Here is a 15,061-nt window from a genome sequence, read left to right on the forward strand (position 1 = left end):
TTCGAACCCATCGAAGTCTTCGACGAGCAGCAAACACTTCCGCCCGCAAGCCTGCGTGCGTCGCTTACGCGCCCGCAGGCGGCCGGACGAATTCCGCCTGAATCCGCACGTGAACGTCATCGCCCACGGCCGGATACCATGTCCCCAGACCGAACTTCGACCGGCTGAAACTGCCCTCCGCTGAAAAACCGAGCGTGTCCTGCTTGGTGAGCGGATCCGGGCCGAAGCCGTTGAAGACCACATCGAGCGTCACCGGTTGCGTCGCGCCGTGGATCGTCAGATTGCCGGTGAGCTTGCCGCGCGCGTCACCGGTCCGTTCGAAGCGCGTGCTCACAAAGCGGATCTGCGGATAGCGCTCCACGTCGAACATGCTGCTGCCTTTGACCTGCTTGTCGAGCAACGGCACGTTGGTATCGACGCTGGCGGCGTCGATGTCGGCCGTCACCGAACTCTTCTCGAGTCCGCCTGCATTCCAGTCAAGCTGAGCGGTAGCGCGATCGAAACGCACCGTGAAACGCGAATACTTCAGATGATCGACGTCGAACGTGATGCTCCAGTGATGCGGATCGAGCGTGTACTGCCCGGCGGGCACGTTGGATTCGGTTTGACTGACCGAATGCGTGACGACCTGTAGCGGCGTACACGCGGCAGCCACGGCGACCATCGCAATCGATAACGCGCGCGCGACGGTGGCGCGGACGGCGTACTTCTTCATCGCTGGGCTCTCCTGATTCGCTTCGCGCCACGATAGCGCAAGCCGCGCGATCGCGCCGAAGGCGCTCGCCGCGACGCTTGCCGCGGTTTCCCGTGCATTGTTCAGGTAAACGCCGTCGATGCCCAAAAAATTCCCTTCCCGGAAATTTTCCCGATTTTTGTTGACGAAGGAGAATGATCGTTCTACTCTTCGCCCATGGCTACCTCTACCGAACCTCCGACCCCAGGCAGCGCGCGCGAACGTCTGCTCGACGCGGCCGAAGCGCTGATCTACGCCGGCGGCATCCATGCCACCGGGGTGGATGCGATCGTCCGTCAGTCCGGCACGGCGCGCAAAAGTTTCTATACGCACTTCGAATCGAAAGATGCGCTAGTTGCCGCCGCACTTGAACGCCGTGACGAACGGTGGATGAACTGGTTCATCGAAGGTACGCTGCGCCGCGGCAAGAACGCGCGCGCGCACCTGCTCGGCATGTTCGACGTGTTGCGCGAGTGGTTTGCCTCGGAAGATTTCCATGGCTGCGCGTTTCTCAATGCGTCCGGTGAGATTGCCGCGGCGGACGATCCGATTCGCGTCGTCGCACGCGAGCACAAGGAGCGCCTGCTGGCGTTCGTGCGCGAGCAGTGCGACGAGCACATGGCCGCAACCGGCGTCGACGGCCGGCGCGCCGAGCGCCTCGCGCGGCAGTGGCTGATCCTGATCGACGGCGCCATCGGCGTGGCGCTGGTCAGCGGCGACCCCGATGCAGCACTGGACGCACGCGCCGCGGCCGAGCAATTGCTGAACGCCGAAGCCGCACACACTCACGCGCCCTTGCGGCGCTCTCCCACCTGACCTTTGGAGCCATCATGACCGAGCCAATCGAAACCCGTCCCCCGGTGCCGCCCTTCACGCGCGAAACGGCCATCCAGAAAGTGCGTGCCGCAGAAGACGGCTGGAATACGCGCGACCCGGAGCGGGTCTCGCTCGCCTATACGCCGCAGAGCGTGTGGCGCAATCGCGCGGAGTTCGTGACGGGCCGTGCCGAGATCGTCGGGTTGTTGCGCCGCAAGTGGGCGAAGGAGCTCGACTACCGCTTGATCAAGGAGCTGTGGGCGTTCACGGGCAACCGGATCGCGGTGCGCTTTGCCTATGAATGGCACGACGATTCAGGCAACTGGTTTCGTTCGTACGGCAACGAAAACTGGGAGTTCGACGAGCAGGGCCTGATGGCGCGTCGTCATGCGAGCATCAACGACATGCCGATCCGCGAAGCGGACCGTCTCTATCACTGGCCGCTGGGGCGCCGTCCTGACGACCATCCGAGTCTTTCCGATCTGGGGCTATGACAGGTTGAACGTTTGCGGCGCGTCGACTGAATGCCGCCGTGGATCTGCGGCCCTAACCGGTGGATGAGCGTTTGTTGCGCATTCACCGATCTGCCACTGCTTTTCCGTTATTGTGCTGGCTGGGTAACGCGCGCAGGGCGCGTGCCCGTGTTTCCGAGCGTCACCTCAACATTGGCCATATATGTTGAGGTACAGTGCCCGACGGACGACACATCGAATATAACCAGCACATTCATGACACCGGCGCTCGACCGGTGACGGAGCGGATATGCATTTGCGGCAGACCCACAATCAATTCCGGCGCTTGCTCGTCGCCCTGATTGCCAGTTTTGCGGTGGCTTCTACCGCGCAGGCGGCGGACTGGTGCGGGGGCGGCGTCTGGGTCGACGCAATGCTCGGTTCGTACCATATCGATCCCGATCCCGGCACGCACTTCAACGAGTTCAATCCGGGTCTTGGCGTCGAGTGCTGGTTCAACGGTCAATGGGGCGTGACGGCAGGCGGCTTTCGCAATTCGCTGCGCCGTCCTTCGTATTATGGCGGCGGACTGTGGGCGCCGGAATTTGCGCACTTTGGCTTCGTACGGCTCGCGGCGATCGCCGGCATTATCTCCGGCTATAACTATGGCAACTGGGGCCTTGGCCGGAATCACACCGTCGGACCGGTGGCGGCGCCGATCGTGATGTTCGACTACAAACGGGTGGGCGCGAACCTGATCTTCATTCCGCCGATTCCCTCCGACAATTTGCCGTTCACGATTGGGTTTCAGGTGAAGGTGAAGTTCTGACGCAACTATCGCGGCAGTGCTGCCGAAGGTGAGACCTTTCGGGAGGACTGCCGTTGATGATTCAAGCAACAGCCATACAGGTTGCCTCGTTTTCGACTCCTGGAAGTCCTCACCATTTTATAAAAATCCATATTGCATAGCTGATTTCCTCAGCATGCAATTTCTAACCATTTTCCAATTGCCTTCACATTATCGCCATACGTAGAATCTCGCGTGAAGCCGGCAAAGGCAACCATGACCAACGAGATTAAATTTTCCTATGCGGAGCAGGTCACCAAACCGCTCAAACGTGGCCTGATCCGTGTAGTTGAAGCGATGACGGGGCAACCCTATCTGGAACGGCTCTACAAGGCGAACCAACGCACACCGGGTAAGGACAAAAGCTTCTGGGCCGCCTGCATCCGGCAGCTTCAGCTTGACGTGAAGTATGACGAAGCGGCGCTATCCAAAGCCCCGGCCGAAGGGCCGCTGGTGGTTGTGGCGAATCATCCTTATGGCGTGCTGGATGGCCTAACCCTGGCCTGGCTGGTCGAGAAGGTCCGGGCAGACTTCATGATTCTCGCCAGCACGGTGTTGGCTCAGGCGCCGGAGACGCACCCGTTCATTCTGCCCGTCGACCTGTCCGATCGCCCGTCAGCGAAAAGCACGAATCTGGCAACGCGCAGGAAAGCGCTCGCGCATCTGCGCAGCGGCAAAACGCTCGTCATTTTTCCAGCGGGACTCATCTCGACGTCGCCTGACCGATGGGGCCGCCAGGTGGCCGTGGATCCACCTTGGGGTCCGTTCGCCGCACAACTGATCCGCCGCTCGCACGCAAGCGTGCTCCCCGTTTTCTTCTGCGGGCAGAACGGCCGCGTGTTTCAGATGGTGAGCCACATCAGCCGAGCGCTGCGGTTGTCACTGATTTTCCACGAGGTGAAGGCGCGCATCGGCACTCGTCTTGACGTTGAGATTGGCGAGGTCATCTCATACCCTGAGCTCGCGTCGATTGGCGACGATCGCGCATTGATGCACGAGTTAAGAAAGCGCACCTACGCGCTTGCCGGCGACCGACGCGATGCGCACGTGCCGACGCTAACCATTGCGCGGCCCGCCGAATCCATTGATACCGCACAGCACGATGTCGATGGCGAAGAGGTGGCCTAACGCGTCGTCACCTGCATTTTCATCCCATGGGCGGGACGCATGGTAAGACGCACCTGTGGCTCGACGAGATGGCCGGGGACCAGATCGAAACGAAAGCGGCTGAGGAGATGCCTCAGGATCAGCAGCATTTCGGTCATGGCAAAGCCCATCCCGATGCACACCCTTGGCCCGACCCCGAACGGCAAATAGGCATAGCGATCGATAGCATCGCGATTCGCTCCGAGAAAGCGTTCAGGATCGAACAGGTCGGCATCGCGCCACAGCGTCCGGTGGCGATGCAACACGTAGGGTGCGACCGTGACGATCGTGCCGGCGGCGATGTGCACGCCCGCTACGGTATCGTCCTGCAAGGCCAGGCGGCTCATCATCGACACCGGCGGATAAAGCCGCATGCTCTCCTCCAGCACCGCCTGCGTGATCGCGAGCTCAGTGACGGGCGCGCCCCGGCTCACGTTTTCGTCGATTTCCGCTTCGACGCGTGCCCGCCAGTCCGCCGCTTGCGACAACGTATAGAGCGTCCAGGTCAGCGCATTGGCCGTGGTTTCGTGACCCGCGCCAATGAAGGTCACGATGTTATCCCGTACTTCGCTTGCACTGACGGACGGGCCGTCCGAACCCTGCGCCTGCAGCAGCAGGGTCAGCATATCTTGCGGTGCCGCCTCGCCGGAGGCCAGCAAGCGGCGCCGCGCAGAGATCATGTCGTTGACGACGCGTTCTGCGAAGCCGAGCGTCGTCCGTCCGCGCAGGCGGTTGAGCCGCGGCACAAAGCTCGGCAGCCCAAGCATGTCGAACAGATCGAGCTGTCCCAGCGTATCGAAGTAGCGCGTGATGGCATGCTGGAATTCGCTGGGGTCGCGTCCCAGGCCCTGACCGAATAGCGTGTGCTCGAGAATTTCGAGCGTGAGCCGCCCCATTTCCTCCGAGAGGTCCACGATCGCGCCAGCCGGCTTTTGCATCAGACGCTCCGCCGATTGCGCCACGACACGTTCCTTGGCTGCCGCGAAGGCCTCGACCTGCTTCGGGGAAAACAGCGGCGCGAGGATGCGGCGCTGACGCTTCCAGTTGTCGCCGTTGGAGGTCAGCAGGCCGGCGCCGACCGCGGGACGCAGGAGTCGCAACTGCAACTCGTTCTTGGGGTAATTGCGCGCGTTCTCCAGAAAGACATGCCGGATACCAACGGGATCGCTAACGAGCGCACGCCTGTCGACGATGGTCTTGCGGATCTGGATGGGAATCTCGAAGTCGGCCTCCGACCAGACTTCCAGAACGTTTCGACGCAGGACCGCGAGAAGCTGCAGGGGGCCGGGCGGCTTGGCGCGCGGCGTTGGAACGGGGGGCCTGAAGTGGGACGACACGCTCATCCTTCTGCGAAGAGTTGGTTCTTTAGGCATGCCATGGGATTGGCGCTCGCTTCAGGCGTCCGAGATGCGCTTCGAGTTTTCCAGCCATCGCCGCAAGCCGTCGATGCCATGCAGCAACCAAACCGAAAACAGCAAAACGGGAACGGGTCCGCGCAGGCCGAGATGGCCGATGAACAACGGCGGTATCGTGAAGGCCAACGCGATCCAGCAGATCGCGCCCCAGCGGCGTCCATCCGAAATGCCGCCCAACGCGACTGTCGCGGCAAGAATACCGGTGAACAAGGTCCATCGCTCAGCCGTCATGTTGCCGATGTCGCCATTGACGTAGTAGATCAGCAGCCCGAAGAGTATCAGGCCGCCCGAAGCAATAAAACCGTCAGAGGCGATGAAGTCCTGCCGCTCTGACGAACGAGGCAAGTTGACGCCGAAATAGCGTAGAAGAGGCGCGTTGCTGGCCCAGAACGGATTGTTACTGACTTCGCCGCCCGCTACGCCATAGCGCATTTCGTTGCCCGGATGCGCCTGGTGGAAGGTGCCGAATAACCGGTCCCAGATAAGAAAGGTGCCGCCGAAATTCCGGTTGAAGTGCTGCGGATCCGCGCTGTGATGCACACGATGATGAAGCGGCGTGATCAGGAAGCGGTCCAGCATGCCCGATGTTCGAATCATCCCGCTATGGTTGTAAAACTGGACCGAATAGTGAAATGAAGACACGGCCACATAGATTTCCAGCGGCACGCCCAGTATTGCGAGAACGCCCGTGAACGGAAAGTCCGTCAGCGACGCGTACCAGGAATTTCTGTTGCATAGCGACAGATTGAAATGTTCGCCCTGATGGTGGACCACGTGAACGGCCCACAAGAACTGCAACCGGTGATGCATCCGGTGTCGCCAGTAGAAGCAAAGGTCCCACGCGAAGAACGCGAACACCCATTTCGCCACCGGGTTCCACCCATCAAGCCAGTGCAGGCTAAGGTACTTCAGCGCAACCCCATAGGCGGCGATTTCAACGCCTCTGAACACCCACATCAGGATATGGCCGGAGTCGAGATTGAATACCACTTCCTTCCATGGAATGTCCTGTCTCTTGACGAGTTTCAGGAACAACAGCTCGCATGCCGTGAGCAACAAGCCCACGGCAAAGGGAATTGCGAACATGTTCATATTTGAGGAAGTGAATTCCGGAGGCAAAAATCGCCGGTCAGAATAGCATACGCATCACACACGGGCCGCCCTCGGCCACCGGCAGTACCCCTTGTTCACTTTACCTTCAATTCGGACTACACTGAATTTGAGGTTTTCTTCCACTTCACCCCTGCCAGTCTTCGGTAACAGTTGCTTTTGTCGTGCTCCGCGAGCCGAAGCAAGCCGAGTCGGTTCGTGCCCAAAACCATTTGAACGGGACGACTCATCATGGCTGATACGAGCTACATGGCACGGAAATCCGTCGCCGATATCGTGGGAAGCGCCGATGCGGACGGAGGCCATTCGCTATCGAAAGCGCTCGGCGCCACCAGCATCACGGCCATGGGGATCGGCGCCATCATCGGCGCGGGCATCTTCGTCCTGACCGGCACTGCTGCAGCGCAATTCGCCGGGCCTAGCATCATCCTGTCCTTCGTGCTTGGCGGCATTGCATGTGCGTTCGTCGGTCTTTGCTACTCGGAACTGGCGGCTATGCTGCCCGTATGCGGTAGCAGTTACACCTACACCTATGCCACGCTCGGCGAGATATTCGCGTGGATCATCGGCTGGGACTTGATCCTCGAATACGCAATGGGCGCCGCGACCGTCGCGGTGGGTTGGTCCGGGTATATCGTGAGCCTGCTGCATAACGCGGGAATCACTATCCCGCCCGATCTGGCCGCCGCGCCCGGTACCATCATCAAGCTCGCCGACGGCACGACGGCGACAGGCATCATCAATCTGCCGGCAATACTGATCATCGCGATCCTCACCACCCTGCTCGTGCTCGGTACGAAGGAATCCGCACGGCTCAACAACATCATGGTGGCGGTCAAGCTGGTCGTGGTGGTGGCTTTCATCGCGCTTGGCGTGTTTTTCATCAAGCCGGCGAACTGGCATCCGTTTATTCCGGCCAATACCGGTGAGTTCGGCAACTTCGGCATGAGCGGAATTTTGCGTGGCTCGGCGGTGGTGTTCTTCGCGTTCATCGGTTTCGATGCGGTGTCCACCGCCGCGCAGGAAGCGAAAAAGCCGCAGCGGGACATGCCGATCGGCATCCTCGGGTCGCTCGTCATCTGTACGGTGCTGTATATCCTGGTTGCCGGCGTTCTCACGGGGCTCGTTCCTTACGGGGAACTGAATGTTCCGGATCCGATCGCCAAGGGCGTCGACGCTATCGGCCTTACCTGGTTCTCCGTACTGATCAAGATCGGCGCACTGACGGGGCTAACCACCGTGATCCTCGTGCTGCTGTACGGACAGAGCCGCATCTTCTTCACGATGTCGCAGGACGGCCTGCTGCCGCCTCTCTTCGCGCGGGTTCATCCGCGTCTGCAGACGCCTCACCTGAGCCAGATCATGATCGGCACCATCGTCGCAATCGTGGCGGCGCTCACACCGATCAGCGTGCTGGGAGAGATGGTCAGTATCGGTACGCTGTTCGCGTTCATCCTGGTGTGCGGCGCCGTGATCTATCTGCGGCGCAGCGACTCCGACGCTTCACGTCCTTTCCGGGTGCCGGGGGTTCCGATCGTGCCGGTTCTGGGCATCCTGTTTTGCCTGTTGCTGATGGCGGGACTGCCGCTCGTCACATGGGTGCGGCTCGTCGTGTGGCTGGTGATCGGGCTGATCATCTATGTGTCGTATGGCCGCAATCATTCGAAGCTGCGCTTCCCCGAACGTCAGTGAGAGACCGGTGGCGCCGCATCGGCGCTATCGCAATATTTCTCACATAGCCGTGAAAAATGCTCGTTTGGCGCACACGTTCCGTCTGCCTATGCTGGTAGACGTGAACGGTGTCGTCATGCGCGGTGTGGTTTTCGCTTCGTCGTGGCGGCTCCCAGACTATGTGGAGTCTTCTCGTGGATATGCCTTTGCTTGAGATTGCGGCTGTCGTGGTTATTTTGAGTGTCGTCGGTATCGTGGTGGTCAGGGCGTTTGCCTCGTCGCGGGTTGATGGTATCGATGTTTTTATGCGGCGAGACATCGCGAATGAGCGTGACGGAAACTAGAAGGCGTCCGGTGTCGCGCGTCAGTTGTTCGATAAGGTGAGAGGATTCGGGATAGTGAGGACTTCCAGGAGCTGGCATCCTTGAGGTGAGGATTTCCAGGAGTTCAACGAAGCCGGGCAATCCACAAGGTGGACGCCAAATGGTGAGGATTTCCAGGAGTCTGTTTTTAACGAGCGTTTCTTTTACCTACCGGACCCATCCTCTCAAAGCATGATATCGACGCGCTGGCTTTGCGCCGTGAGCGGCCCCGACGGTAGCGCCCACACTTCGTCGAGACTGGGCCTCACCAGATCGAGCTCGGTCGACACGCCCGCGTCGCGACGAAAGCGTGTCTTGTTCGCGGCTTGCGCCTCCACGACCTCCTGATCCTGCCGCGCCACCCGGCGCAGAAACGGCCACGCCAGCGTCCGCACCGCCCATTCGGGCGCCCAGCGATTTTCGACGTGCAAGGTGCCGTGCACCTGCGTTAGCGCGTCGCTGATCGGGCTGAAATGGATCGTGAAGTACAGTGCGCTGCCATCCTGGTAGCGGTATTCGAGCTGCGCCGAGCCTGCCGCGCCCGCGGTGAAATGCGCGCGTTCGAGTTCGCGCGGCGACTCGAACAAACGGTACAACCAGCCGCCCTGTTGCGGCTGACCGCGATAGTCCACTTGCAGCACGCCCGCGGAGCGCGTGATGGTTGCGCTAACGATCTGGCGGTTGCCGTCGCCGCGCACGAGTCCGGGGTGCACGAAATGCGTGTGGAGGGGATCGAGAAAATTCTCCAGCGCGTCGACCGCGTGTGCTTTCCACGTCGTACTCCATGTAAAGCGGCGGCTTCCCGTTGGCAGTCTGCGCAGAAATTCGGGTAGATCCTGCGAACCGGCGCTGCCCAATGCCTCGGGTTTGACCCAGATAAGTCCGTCGTATTCCATCGCGCTGACCGAACCGACTCGCACCACTGGTTTGCACGCGTGTGCCGGCAGTCCGGGCAACGCCGTGCAGCGACCGTCGACGCCGAAGGTCCAGCCGTGATAGCCGCATTGCAGCCCTGCGGGCGTGACGCGTCCTGCCGAGAGCGGCGCATGCCGATGCGGGCAGCAGTCGTCGAGCGCGAGCAGTTCGCCCGACTGCAAGCGCGCGAGTACCAGCGGCCGGTCGAGCAGCGTCACGCCCAACGGCTCCGATTTCAGGCGTCGCGATTCGGCGACGACAAACCAGCTTCGATACAGCGCGGGGTTCCATGCGTTCATAGCTGAAAGCGCCTCATGATCGGCACGCCGAGTTTTGTCGTCAGCATTTGCAAGCCGCGTAGCGTGCGGCGCGTCGCCATGGGCAAGTGGCGGCTGAGAACTGCACTGTATTCGATGGCGGGCTCGCCGCCTCTGAGTCGTTTGAAGTGCGCCGCGCCGGCGCTCAGATTGAGCACGGCGTCGCGTTCGAGCGTGGTCTTGAGCACATGTGCCATCAGCAGACGGTACAAGCCGGCCGATGCCGGCCAGCTCGTGTCGTAGCCGACGATCGGCGCGCTCAGCAACGATCCCTGTCCAAACATCCCGACCACCGCGCGCAGTTCCCCGCTGTCGTCCCTGAACCCAGCGAACTCCAGCAGTCCCGCGCGATGCCACGCTTTCAGAAATGCCGCCGTATAGCTCGGATTGAGTCGCGAATACTTGTCGAGGTAAAGCTGCGCGTAGAGCGCTTCGCTGCGCACAAAGTCCGCATCCGTGAACGCGTCGTGGAAGACCGGCGTCAACGGCGTGGTGCGTAACAGATGCAGGTCGCGATGCAGGTTCTGATGCTTCATGGCGCCTTGCTTCATGTCGCGAAAGAGATAGACCTGCCGCGTGGGGATCAGGTCGAAGCCGGCCGTCATCAGCGCCTGCAGCCAGTCCGCGTGCTGGACGGCATTGAGCGAACGGAACCAGAGCGCGTGACGCGGCCAGCGCGCCTCGCACGATGCGGCGAGCGCGGCGAAATCGATGCCCTCGGTTGCGGGGTACAGGTTCGTGCTGAGCAACCAGTTGTTCAACGACACCGCGCTGTCCAGTTTGGCCCGGCGTAGCCACCGGTCGGCCACGCCTATTACGCCGCCCAGCGGTGCCGCAAGTAAGCGTGGCGCGACGCGCCGGGTCTCTTCGAGCGCGTAGCCGCTGTAGGTCGTCAACGGTGAGCAGACCCAGGCGTTTCCCGGCGTGACGCCGTTGACGGTAACGGGCAACGTCAGGCCGCCGGCGTCGAAGGTTTCCACGCGGGCGTCGATGTTCGAAACGAAGCCGCGCGTCGCCACCCCCGCATGCAGCGTGGCGAAGGCCGCGGCCTTGTCGGCGAAACAGGCGTGCGGCACGTACAGGCAGGTGCTCATGCTTCGGGCAGCTCCTGGCCGTCCCACTCGATATCCTGCGTTGCCGCTTCGCGCATATTGCAGCGCTGTGCCAGCGCGAGCCGTGCATACGACGCCAGATCGCGGATCGCGCCGGCAAGCGGACCGCGGTCGTGAGGCGTGCCGATCACATCGGAGGCGCGGCGATAGTCGTGCGCCCAGCGACGCAGTTCGCCGCGCCTGAGCGCATCGATCAGCCCCGCGCTCAGCATCACCGCGCTGATCATGCGCGGCGCGGTCGAGGACGGCTCGATGGGTGTCGTTTGCGTACCGCCGGGCGTGCCGCTGAGGGCGCGGCCAAGTGTGCCGTTGAGTGCATCGGGCAGCGGATCGTCAGGCGTGAAGAGATGGCAGCCGCTGGTCGCACGCGGATTGCATTCGAGCACGCTCACACGTCCATCTGCGTGCTGGATCCAGTCGAACGACAACTGGCCGGTAAACTCGAGCTTGCGCGAGAAGTGTTCGACAAAGCGGCGAATCGCTTCGATACGTACGCCTTCGAAATAGAAGCTCGAACTGGTCGACATTCTCCAACCGGGCCGATAGACGCTATGCGCCACCAGCCGGCCGCGATCCGCCACGCTGTACGAACAGAATTCGCGGCCCTCGGCGAACGCCTGCACCACCCAGTGACCCAACGGCGCGAGAGGTGGCGCTGCAGCGGGAATGCCGTGAGGATAAATCCGCACGTGGACACCGAAGCGCGAGTACTCCGGTTTCAGCACAACCGGTCGTGTGCCGGCCCAATCGCGGGCCTCGTCGAGAGATGCGACGCGTGCCGAGTCCGGCACTTCGACGCCGCAGTCCTGAGCGAGAGAAAGAAAACGCCACTTGCTGTGGACGTCGCGCATTTTATTGAAGTCGTCGGCGACCACGCGCACATGGGCTGGCAGCCGGTCCCGATAGCGCGAGACGAAAAACACTTCCTCGCAAGTGGGCACGATCAGGTCAATGCCATGCGTCAATGACGCGCGCCGCAAGTCGTCCACGAAACGCGCCGGCGTGTGACGCGGCGACGCAACCCGCAGCGTTTCACTCACCGCGCGCGAAGCGCCGCTGATCTGGCAGGGAATGCTGTCGGCCACCCACACTTTCCAGCCCTGATGCGCAAAGCGGCGCGCATGATCGAGCGCCGCGGGCGCACGTCCACCGAGGATCAGGACGTTACGCGCCATGCTGCCGCCTCGCGACCGTGCCATGCCGCAAGCGGAGAGAGCGGGCCGAGCCGTCAGCGAGCTTGCGCATGTCAGTAGACCATGACCATGCCGCCGATCGTCAGGCCCGCGCCCGAGCCGATGAGCATGATCGGGTCGCCGCGCTGCACGCGTCCACCCTTGATCGCGTGATGCAGCGCGGACGGCAGCGACGCCGCGACCTGGTTGCCGAAGTCCGCCAGGATATCCACCGTGCGAGCGGCGTCGACACGCAGCCGTTTGGCGAGGTGGTCGAGCGCGAGGCGGCTGGCCTGATGCGGCACGACGAGACGCAGTTGATCGAGTGTGAGCGCGGCGCCGCCGAGCAGGTCGTTGACGAAGCGCGGCATCTCCCGCGATACGGTCTTGAAGAGGCGCGGTCCGTCCATATGGAACAGCGCCAGCGGATCGATGCTGCTGCTCAGGCGCCTCGGATGGTAGCGCGAGCCGCCGGCCTTAATGTGGCAATACTCCGCGCCCTCGGGATAGGTTTCGATGCGCGAGGCCAGGATGGACGAGCTTTCGCCCGGCGCGGCTTTGCGGATCACGGCGGCTGCGGCGCCATCGCCGAAGATCGCCGATTCGCCGAGCGTCGACCAGTCCAGCGAGAACGTGGCGATATCGGCGGAGACGATCAGAACGTTGCGGTACCGGCCGCTTTCCACCAGATAGCTGAGCGTGTCGAGCCCCACCAGAAACGACAGGCAACTCGCGCCCATATCGAAGGCGGTAATCCGCTTCGCATCGCCGCCGCGCGCCGCCAGAATCAGCGCCGCGTTGTAGGGCAACGCCTGGTCCATGGTGGCGGACGCGGACACCAGGCAGTCAATGTCGCTCCAGCTCAGATCGGCCTGCGCGAGCGCCGCTTCGCACGCTGCGACCGCAAGCGAAGCCGAGTTCTCATGCACCGTGCGATGACGCGTGCGCACACCGTATCGCTTGAAGACCGTGCCGGCCGGCAGGCCGAAGCGCCGGTCGATTTCATCGCTCGTCAACACCTGTTCCGGTACGGCAACGCCGGTTCCGCAGATGCGGATATTGCGTCGATGGTTCGTCATATCTGTTCCTCCGCATAGCGGACCGTGCTTGTAAGCGCTTCTAGCAACAGCGCTTTATTGACTGTGAGAAAGACCTCGCGGCCCTCCTTGCTGCTCTCGAGCAACCCCGCCGACTGCAGCACGCGAACGTGATGCAGCACGGCGGTACGGCTGAGCGGAAGCACGTCGGCGATCTGCTTGATCGTCAGCCGCTCGCCCGGCTCGAAGAACAGCAGGATGCGCTGCCGGTAGCTGTCGCCCAGCGCCGCAAAAACGGCGGCGAATTGCTCCCAGTCCGCGGGAATACTGTTGGCGTATGCGTTTCTCATATCTATAAATCTAGATATGTAGTTATTTTAGGTCAAGTTTTTATTAAGGGGAAATCTACCCGGTGGTGCAACGAGCCGTCCGGCCGTCTTTGCGAGTGCGACGCCTTACGAGGGTTTACTTACAGCAACAAGACGTAGAGGTGTCGCGTGCCGCAAACGGCGCGATAGGCGCGACAACAGCGCCGCGCCGGCCGGATCGAAGTGCTTATTGGCCGGATCGGCGTTAAGCCTTTGTCCGGGTTGTAACGGCGTTGTAAAACACGATCCTTCGCGGGTTGATAGGGTGCGGGCATTGCATTTCACGGGCGCCAAAGCATTGGCGCCTGGGTTCGCAATACTCACGAAGGAGAAACGTATGAGAAAGTTCGCGATAGTGGCGGTCCTGGCGGCGCTGACCGCAACATTGAGCGGTTGCTGGTGGGGACCGGGTTGGGGCGGGCCCGGTGGTCCTGGCGGGGGCGGCCCTGGCGGAGGCGGTCCTGGTGGTCCGGGCGGCGATGGGCCACACGGCTCGATCACGGTCCCCGCTCACGTTGCTCAGGGCTGATGCCTGGCGATGGCTTGCGACGGCATTGCATCCGCCGGCAAGCTTGCGTTAAGCACATGCCCGCGTCATGACCGCGCGCCCCTTGACGTGTCGTTCGGTGCCTGAAGCAGAACGACACGTCACGGAACCCAAGCCTTCAGCACAATGCGTGACTAACCGCGCACATACGTCACGATCTCCACGCGACGATCCGGTTGAAGACAGCGGACCAGATCCGCGTTGTCCGTAGTTCCACATTGCGTCACCGGATCCTGGCTGCCGAGTCCTTCGGCGCGAATCTTGTCCGCCGGCACGCCTTGCTGGACCAGCACCGCTTTCACAGCCTCAGCGCGGCGCCGCGACAAATCCAGGTTATAGCCGTCGGACCCGAGGCGGTCGGTGTAGCCGCGCACCTCGACGTGACCGAACGGACTGGCGCGCAGGCGTGCGGCGATTTGCGCGAGGTCAGACAGGCCGGCGGGACGGATGTCGTTGATGTCGCCCCGGTCAAAAGGAAACAGCGCGTCCGCCGACAGACGCTCGACGCGTGGCGGTGGCGGCGCTTCTAGCGCGGGTTGAACCTGAGCCGGATAGGCGCCGTACACCACCGGTCCTTGCACCACCCAGTCGCCGGGCACCCACACGTAGCGGCCGTGAGCCCACGCCCAATAGCCGTGATGCCACATGTGCCCAGGGCGGGGCGGCGGAACATGCTCATAAACAGGCCCAGGAACAGGAACGAGCACGGCTTGCGCGAAGGCTGCCGGCGCTGCCGCGACGAGGACAGCAGCAGCGGCGATCCTGCGCAAGAGCGTGCGTGACCGCGATGCGCGATTGCGTGACGAGAGCGAGTGGTGTTCGACCGATTGTGATTGTAGGAACGTCATCAGGACAACTCCAGATTGTTATGGGCCGCCATGAGTGGGGGAGGCACATGCGCATTCTAGAAAGAGCGCATATAACAAGCTCTCTCGGTTTGTAACGAGACGTGTGTGCCGTTACGTGTTTGTGATTTAACGCCTGGGCTCACCACGAATGAATTGAAAACAATGGTTAAACGCGCTTAAACGGCTGTGTTGA

15 protein-coding genes are annotated in these 15,061 nt (G+C 62.0%); 6 read left to right on the forward strand and 9 right to left on the reverse strand.

Annotated features, from left to right (window positions below; all coding sequences use genetic code 11):
* Positions 1 to 64: 64 nt before the first annotated feature.
* Entirely contained in the window at positions 65 to 715 is a 651-nt protein-coding gene (locus BUS12_RS01595) for a YceI family protein (RefSeq protein ID WP_074296978.1), read from the reverse strand.
* Between the two features lie 195 nt (positions 716 to 910).
* Here BUS12_RS01595 and BUS12_RS01600 point away from each other — a divergent pair, with 195 nt between their 5' ends.
* The 4 genes from BUS12_RS01600 to BUS12_RS01615 all read left to right on the forward strand — a co-directional run bounded on the left by BUS12_RS01600 (position 911) and on the right by BUS12_RS01615 (position 3,976).
* Positions 911 to 1,549: a TetR/AcrR family transcriptional regulator gene (locus BUS12_RS01600; RefSeq protein ID WP_074293928.1), complete on the forward strand. Its 639-nt coding sequence runs from the start codon at positions 911 to 913 to the stop codon at positions 1,547 to 1,549.
* A 14-nt stretch (positions 1,550 to 1,563) separates the two neighbouring features.
* The gene (locus BUS12_RS01605) at positions 1,564 to 2,043 is read left to right on the forward strand and encodes a nuclear transport factor 2 family protein (protein ID WP_074293929.1); all 480 of its coding nucleotides are present in this window, start codon (positions 1,564 to 1,566) and stop codon (positions 2,041 to 2,043) included.
* 268 nt (positions 2,044 to 2,311) lie between these two features.
* Positions 2,312 to 2,830, forward strand: a complete 519-nt coding sequence (locus BUS12_RS01610) for a hypothetical protein (RefSeq protein ID WP_074293930.1) — start codon at positions 2,312 to 2,314, stop codon at positions 2,828 to 2,830.
* A gap of 213 nt (positions 2,831 to 3,043) precedes the next feature.
* A complete protein-coding gene (locus tag BUS12_RS01615) occupies positions 3,044 to 3,976 on the forward strand; it encodes a lysophospholipid acyltransferase family protein (protein WP_143788225.1) in 933 nt (310 codons plus the stop codon).
* Here BUS12_RS01615 and BUS12_RS01620 read toward each other — a convergent pair.
* Entirely contained in the window at positions 3,973 to 5,331 is a 1,359-nt protein-coding gene (locus BUS12_RS01620) for a cytochrome P450 (protein WP_216352688.1), read from the reverse strand. The two genes, BUS12_RS01615 and BUS12_RS01620, sit on opposite strands and share 4 nt — an antisense overlap.
* A 57-nt stretch (positions 5,332 to 5,388) precedes the next feature.
* Positions 5,389 to 6,444: a sterol desaturase family protein gene (locus BUS12_RS01625; RefSeq protein ID WP_253189980.1), complete on the reverse strand. Its 1,056-nt coding sequence runs from the start codon at positions 6,442 to 6,444 to the stop codon at positions 5,389 to 5,391.
* A 306-nt stretch (positions 6,445 to 6,750) separates the two neighbouring features.
* Between BUS12_RS01625 and BUS12_RS01630 the strand changes: the two genes are divergently transcribed.
* Positions 6,751 to 8,211 (forward strand): amino acid permease, encoded by a 1,461-nt coding sequence (locus BUS12_RS01630; protein ID WP_074293934.1) that lies wholly within the window; start codon positions 6,751 to 6,753, stop codon positions 8,209 to 8,211.
* Positions 8,212 to 8,384: 173 nt separating this feature from the next.
* Positions 8,385 to 8,534 (forward strand): hypothetical protein, encoded by a 150-nt coding sequence (locus BUS12_RS38640; RefSeq protein WP_171991574.1) that lies wholly within the window; start codon positions 8,385 to 8,387, stop codon positions 8,532 to 8,534.
* Between the two features lie 203 nt (positions 8,535 to 8,737).
* Here the strand turns inward: BUS12_RS38640 and BUS12_RS01635 are convergent, their stop codons facing one another.
* From BUS12_RS01635 to BUS12_RS01665, 6 genes are all read right to left on the reverse strand, one after another.
* Positions 8,738 to 9,766, reverse strand: coding sequence for an aromatic ring-hydroxylating oxygenase subunit alpha (locus tag BUS12_RS01635; RefSeq protein WP_074293935.1), 1,029 nt, complete (start codon positions 9,764 to 9,766; stop codon positions 8,738 to 8,740).
* On the reverse strand, positions 9,763 to 10,878 hold the full coding sequence (locus BUS12_RS01640; protein WP_074293936.1) for a GNAT family N-acetyltransferase: 1,116 nt from the start codon (positions 10,876 to 10,878) through the stop codon (positions 9,763 to 9,765). Before BUS12_RS01640 ends, BUS12_RS01635 begins: the two co-directional genes overlap by 4 nt.
* On the reverse strand, positions 10,875 to 12,071 hold the full coding sequence (locus tag BUS12_RS01645) for an ATP-grasp domain-containing protein (protein ID WP_074293937.1): 1,197 nt from the start codon (positions 12,069 to 12,071) through the stop codon (positions 10,875 to 10,877). The genes BUS12_RS01640 and BUS12_RS01645 overlap by 4 nt, the downstream gene beginning before the upstream one ends.
* A 71-nt stretch (positions 12,072 to 12,142) precedes the next feature.
* The gene (locus tag BUS12_RS01650) at positions 12,143 to 13,147 is read right to left on the reverse strand and encodes a 3-oxoacyl-[acyl-carrier-protein] synthase III C-terminal domain-containing protein (protein ID WP_074293938.1); all 1,005 of its coding nucleotides are present in this window, start codon (positions 13,145 to 13,147) and stop codon (positions 12,143 to 12,145) included.
* Positions 13,144 to 13,455, reverse strand: coding sequence for an ArsR/SmtB family transcription factor (locus BUS12_RS01655; RefSeq protein WP_074293939.1), 312 nt, complete (start codon positions 13,453 to 13,455; stop codon positions 13,144 to 13,146). The genes BUS12_RS01650 and BUS12_RS01655 overlap by 4 nt, the downstream gene beginning before the upstream one ends.
* A 699-nt stretch (positions 13,456 to 14,154) precedes the next feature.
* Positions 14,155 to 14,868, reverse strand: coding sequence for an OmpA family protein (locus tag BUS12_RS01665; RefSeq protein WP_083640198.1), 714 nt, complete (start codon positions 14,866 to 14,868; stop codon positions 14,155 to 14,157).
* Positions 14,869 to 15,061: the final 193 nt, after the last annotated feature.

It is taken from the genome of Paraburkholderia phenazinium (genome assembly GCF_900142845.1).
Classification (GTDB): domain Bacteria; phylum Pseudomonadota; class Gammaproteobacteria; order Burkholderiales; family Burkholderiaceae; genus Paraburkholderia; species Paraburkholderia phenazinium_A.